The organism is Bradyrhizobium sp., from assembly GCF_019244115.1.
GTDB lineage: Bacteria > Pseudomonadota > Alphaproteobacteria > Rhizobiales > Xanthobacteraceae > Bradyrhizobium.
On record NZ_JAFATE010000043.1, the window covers coordinates 1 to 4774 of the forward strand.

Annotated in this window: 5 protein-coding genes and 1 pseudogene; all 6 read right to left on the minus strand. The window is 64.1% G+C overall.

Going from position 1 to position 4774, the window contains the following annotated elements:
* The coding region (nuoG, locus tag JOZ76_RS02105; protein ID WP_291696978.1) for an NADH-quinone oxidoreductase subunit NuoG at window positions 1-1437 on the minus strand (1437 nt) is incomplete at its 3' end.
* Window positions 1438-1442: 5 nt separating this feature from the next.
* Complete coding sequence (nuoF, locus tag JOZ76_RS02110; RefSeq protein ID WP_291696979.1) at window positions 1443-2768, minus strand: NADH-quinone oxidoreductase subunit NuoF; 1326 nt, start codon at window positions 2766-2768, stop codon at window positions 1443-1445.
* Between the two features lie 13 nt (window positions 2769-2781).
* On the minus strand, window positions 2782-2997 hold the full coding sequence (locus JOZ76_RS02115; RefSeq protein ID WP_291696980.1) for a hypothetical protein: 216 nt from the start codon (window positions 2995-2997) through the stop codon (window positions 2782-2784).
* Window positions 2994-3605, minus strand: a complete 612-nt coding sequence (gene nuoE, locus JOZ76_RS02120) for an NADH-quinone oxidoreductase subunit NuoE (protein ID WP_291696981.1) — start codon at window positions 3603-3605, stop codon at window positions 2994-2996. The genes JOZ76_RS02115 and nuoE overlap by 4 nt, the downstream gene beginning before the upstream one ends.
* A gap of 14 nt (window positions 3606-3619) precedes the next feature.
* Complete coding sequence (locus tag JOZ76_RS02125; protein ID WP_291696982.1) at window positions 3620-4582, minus strand: FkbM family methyltransferase; 963 nt, start codon at window positions 4580-4582, stop codon at window positions 3620-3622.
* Window positions 4582-4774, minus strand: a pseudogene (locus JOZ76_RS02130) (NADH-quinone oxidoreductase subunit D); the annotation flags it as partial. The gene JOZ76_RS02125 and the pseudogene JOZ76_RS02130, both read right to left, overlap by 1 nt.

The window sequence follows — 4774 nt, forward strand, 5'->3', positions numbered from 1 at the left end:
CTTGAGCGCGCCAAAATCGCTGGCCATTTTTGCCGCGCGCGAGGCAATCGCGGCACCGTCATGTCGTGCAATGGCGCCGGCGCCGACCAGCACGAGCGGATGTTTGGCGCCCTTCAGCAGCTCGGCGAACGAGTGCTTGGCCGCAGCCAGATCGACAAGCGAGTCCGTTCCGGCGCCGATGTGCTCATAGTCGTAGGTCAGATCGGCCTTCGGGCCGATCAGAGCGATCTTGAGCTGGCCGGTGCGCCAGCGCTTGCGGATGCGGGCATTGAAGACGGCCGCTTCCTTGCGCGGATTGGCGCCGATGATGAGCAGCGCGTCGGCCTGCTCGATGCCCGCGATGGTCGGATTGAAGATGTAGCTGGCGCGGCCCGCCTTGGGATCGAAGGCATCGCCGCCCTGCACGGCGACATTGGCCGAACCGCATTTGGCCAAAAGCTCCTTCAGCGCGAACATCTCTTCGACGGTGGCGAGATCGCCGGCGATTGCGCCCAGCCGCTTGCCGTCGATGCGGGCGGTCTTTGCGGCAATCGCGGCAAAGGCCTCCGGCCAGGTCGCGGCGCGCAGCCTGCCATTCTCGCGGATATAGGGCCGGTCCAGCCGCTGCGTGCGTAGGCCATCGACGATGTGGCGTGTCTTGTCCGAGATCCACTCCTCGTTCACGGCCTCATTGATGCGCGGCAAGATGCGCATGACCTCGCGACCGCGGGTGTCGACCCGGATCGCCGAGCCGACGCCGTCCATGACGTCGATCGACTGGGTCTTGCCGAGCTCCCAGGGCCGCGCCGCAAAGGCATACGGCTTCGAGGTCAGCGCACCGACTGGGCAGATGTCGACCAGATTGCCCTGCAGTTCGGAGCTGAGCGCATGCTCCAGATAGGTCGTGATCTCCATGTCCTCGCCGCGGCCGGTCGCGCCCATTTCCGGCACGCCGCAGACTTTCGCCGAGAAGCGCACGCAGCGCGTGCACTGGATGCAGCGGTTCATCGAGGTTTTGACCAGCGCACCAAGATATTTATCCTCGACCGCGCGCTTGTTCTCGGCGAAGCGGCTGGTGTCGACGCCATAGCCCATCGCCTGGTCCTGCAGGTCGCATTCGCCGCCCTGGTCGCAGATCGGGCAGTCCAGCGGATGATTGATGAGCAAGAACTCCATCACGCCTTCGCGGGCCTTCTTCACCATCGGCGATTTGGTGGAGATTTCCGGGGGCTCGCCCTTGGGGCCCGGACGGCAGTCGCGCACGCCCCAGGCGCAGCTCGCAACCGGCTTCGGGCCGCCCTTCACCTCGACCAGGCACATCCGGCAATTGCCGGCGATCGACAGCCGCTCATGGTAGCAAAAGCGCGGAATCTCGGCACCGGCCGCTTCGCACGCCTGTAGCAGCGTGTACTCCGGCGGAACATCGATCTCTTTGCCGTCGATGATCAGTTTCGTCATTCGTCCTACTCCGCCGCGACCATGTGCGCGGGATCGAGCACACCGGCGTCGTCGATGTCGGCCTTGTGCGAGTATGCGTCGATCCGGGCCTCGATCTCGTGACGGAAATGCGCAATCAGGCCCTGGATCGGCCAGGCCGCGGCGTCGCCGAGCGCGCAGATGGTGTGGCCCTCGACCTGCTTGGTGACTTCCAAGAGCATATCGATCTCGCGCTTGTGCGCGCGGCCCTCGGCCATGCGGGTCAACACCCGCCACATCCAGCCTGTTCCCTCGCGGCAGGGCGTGCACTGGCCGCAGCTCTCATGCTTGTAGAAATAGGAGATGCGCGCAATGGCGCGGATCAGGTCGGTCGACTTGTCCATCACGATGACGGCGGCCGTGCCCAGTCCCGAGCGCAGCTTGCCGAGGCTGTCGAAGTCCATCGGGGTGTCGATGATCTGCTCGGCCGGGACCATGCGCACCGACGAGCCGCCGGGAATCACGGCCTTGAGATTGTCCCAGCCGCCGCGGATGCCGCCGCAGTGTTTTTCGATCAGTTCCCGAAACGGGATGCCCATCGCCTCCTCGACATTGCAGGGGCGCTCGACATGGCCGGAGATGCAGAACAGTTTTGTGCCGACGTTGTTGGGCCGGCCGATGCCGGCAAACCAGGCCGCGCCACGGCGCAGGATGTCCGGCGCGACCGCGATCGACTCGACATTGTTGACAGTGGTCGGGCAGCCGAACAGCCCGACATTGGCCGGGAATGGCGGTTTCAGCCGCGGCTGGCCCTTCTTGCCTTCGAGACTTTCGAGTAGCGCTGTCTCCTCGCCGCAGATATAGGCGCCGGCGCCATGGGCGACATAGAGATCGAACGGCCAGCCGTTGACATTGTCCTTCCCGATCAGCCTGGCGTCATAGGCCTGATCGATCGCGGCCTGCAGCCGCTCGCGCTCCCTGATGAACTCGCCGCGCACATAGATGTAGCAGGCATGCGCGCCCATCGCGAAACTCGCGAGCAGGCAGCCCTCGACCAGCAGATGCGGGTCGTGCCGCATGATCTCGCGGTCCTTGCAGGTGCCGGGCTCGGACTCGTCCGCATTGACCACCAGATAGCTCGGCCGGCCGTCGGTGGACTCCTTCGGCATGAACGACCATTTCAGCCCGGTCGGGAAGCCGGCCCCCCCGCGACCGCGCAGCCCGGAAGCCTTCATCTCGGCGATGATCCAGTCGCGACCCTTGTCGATGATCGCCTTGGTGCCGTCCCAGGCGCCGCGAGTGCGCGCGCCTTCGAGGCCCCAGTCATGGAGGCCATAGAGATTCTTGAAGATGCGGTCCTTGTCGTCGAGCATGAAGACTTCCCGATCAGCGGTTGGACTGCGTGTAGGCAAGGCCGGCGGCGCAACCGCCAAGCACCACGGCCCACAACAGGCTCGTTTCGAGCGACGCTTGCAGCGTGTAGCGCTGCAGCACGAAAATGAAGGCGGCCGCCACAACGGTATGCAGGCCGATATAGCGCCAATGCTTCATCGCCGCACTCCTCTCGGCAGCCAGCGCCTTTGCCACACCATCACGCTTCATGTCGTTTCCTTCAGCGTGGTCGGCCCAGTGATCGGCGCGGAGAACTGGCGGCCGTTCTGCGGTCCGGGCTTCGGCGGGCTGCCGGAGGCGAATCCATCGAGCACTTTGCCAAAGCTTTCCTTGGTGAGATCCTCGTAGGTGTCCTTCCAGATCAGGACCATCGGCGCATTCACGCAGGCGCCCAGGCACTCCACCTCTTCCCAGCTGAAATTGCCGTCCTTGGACAGGTGAAACTGGTCGTGATGGATACGGCTCTGGCACACCTCGATCAGGTCGCCGGCGCCGCGCAGGCGGCAGGGCGTCGTGCCGCAGACCTGCACATGGGCCTTCTTGCCGACCGGCTGCAGCTGGAACATGGTGTAGAAGGTCGCGATCTCCAGCATGCGAATGTAGGGCATCTCGAGCAGGTCGGCGACCGCGCGGATCGCGGCTTCCGAAACCCAGCCCTCGTGCTGCTCCTGCACCCGCCACAGGATCGCGATCGCCGCGGAGGCCTGACGGCCCGGCGGATACTTTGCGATCTCGCCTTTCGCAAACGCCAGATTCTCCTCCGTGAACGTGAAGCTCGCGGGCTGCAATTCCTTCGGTGCAAGGCGACGGACGGACATGGGCTTTCAGTCTTTCATTGCATGCGGCGTGCGGTCTTCGCGTTCAGCGCGTCGATCCGCTCGAGCCAGAACGCGCTTGCTGTGCCGAACACATTGTAGCCGACGTGGGTGGAGACCTTGATGCGATCGAGGATCGACAATTCGGTCACCGTTTCCAGCCGCTTCGAGCGCGGATCGTAGACGATCAGCTTGAGCGGCGTCTGGTCGAGAATGTAGCGCGACACGGTGTGGTCGGGATCATTGCCGTGCTCCTCGCACAGGATCACGCTGTCGGCCGCAAGCAGCCGCGCGCCACCCTTGATCGCCTCGATCTCGACGCCTTCGACGTCAAGCTTGATCAGGTACTTTCCGTCGGCATTGACCTTGCCGTCGGCGATCAGATTGTCGAGCGGGATCACCGGGACCTCCTCGCCGCCGGCGTTGGTCGCGCCCGCGATGCTGAACGCCTCGTGCTTGCTGCCGGACAGTCGCGCGGTGCCCCGCGCGGACCCGATCGCGCATTTCATGATCTCGAAGCGGTCGCCGTTGACACGCGCGTTATTGGCGAGTTTTGGAAAATTCTGCGCCGACGGCTCGATCGCAATCACTTTGTGCGCGCCGAACGGCCTGCTCGAGACCAGCACCGACCAGTAGCCGTAATTGGCGCCGCAATCGATCAGCACGTAGTCGACGTTGATGGAATCCTCGAACAGGAGCTCGAGTTCGTCCTCGTAAGTATAGGCGCGGTTGAGCAGCTTGCTCCAATAGCCGTCGCCATAGGGAAACTCGAACACCGCGTCGTCATTCAGCCTGATCGCGATATTGCGCTCCGGCAGCGTCTTGCGCAGCAGGTTGGCGCAGGCATTGTAGCCCATATGCGAAAAATGCGACGAGATCTTCGATCCCGTCGACAGCGCCAGCGCAGCCGTCCGCTCCCAGAGGCTTGCTCCTTCGAGCACCCCTGAAGCGCGATCGAACTGGATTGGCGCCTGCCCCATCACCGATCGACCTCCCCGAACACGATGTCGAGCGAGCCGAGGATGGCGGAGACGTCGGCGAGCAGATGGCCCCTGCAGATGAAATCCATCGATTGCAGATGCGCAAAACCCGGCGCGCGGATCTTGCACTTGTAGGGCTTGTTGGAGCCGTCGGCGACCAGATAAACGCCGAACTCGCCCTTCGGCGCCTCG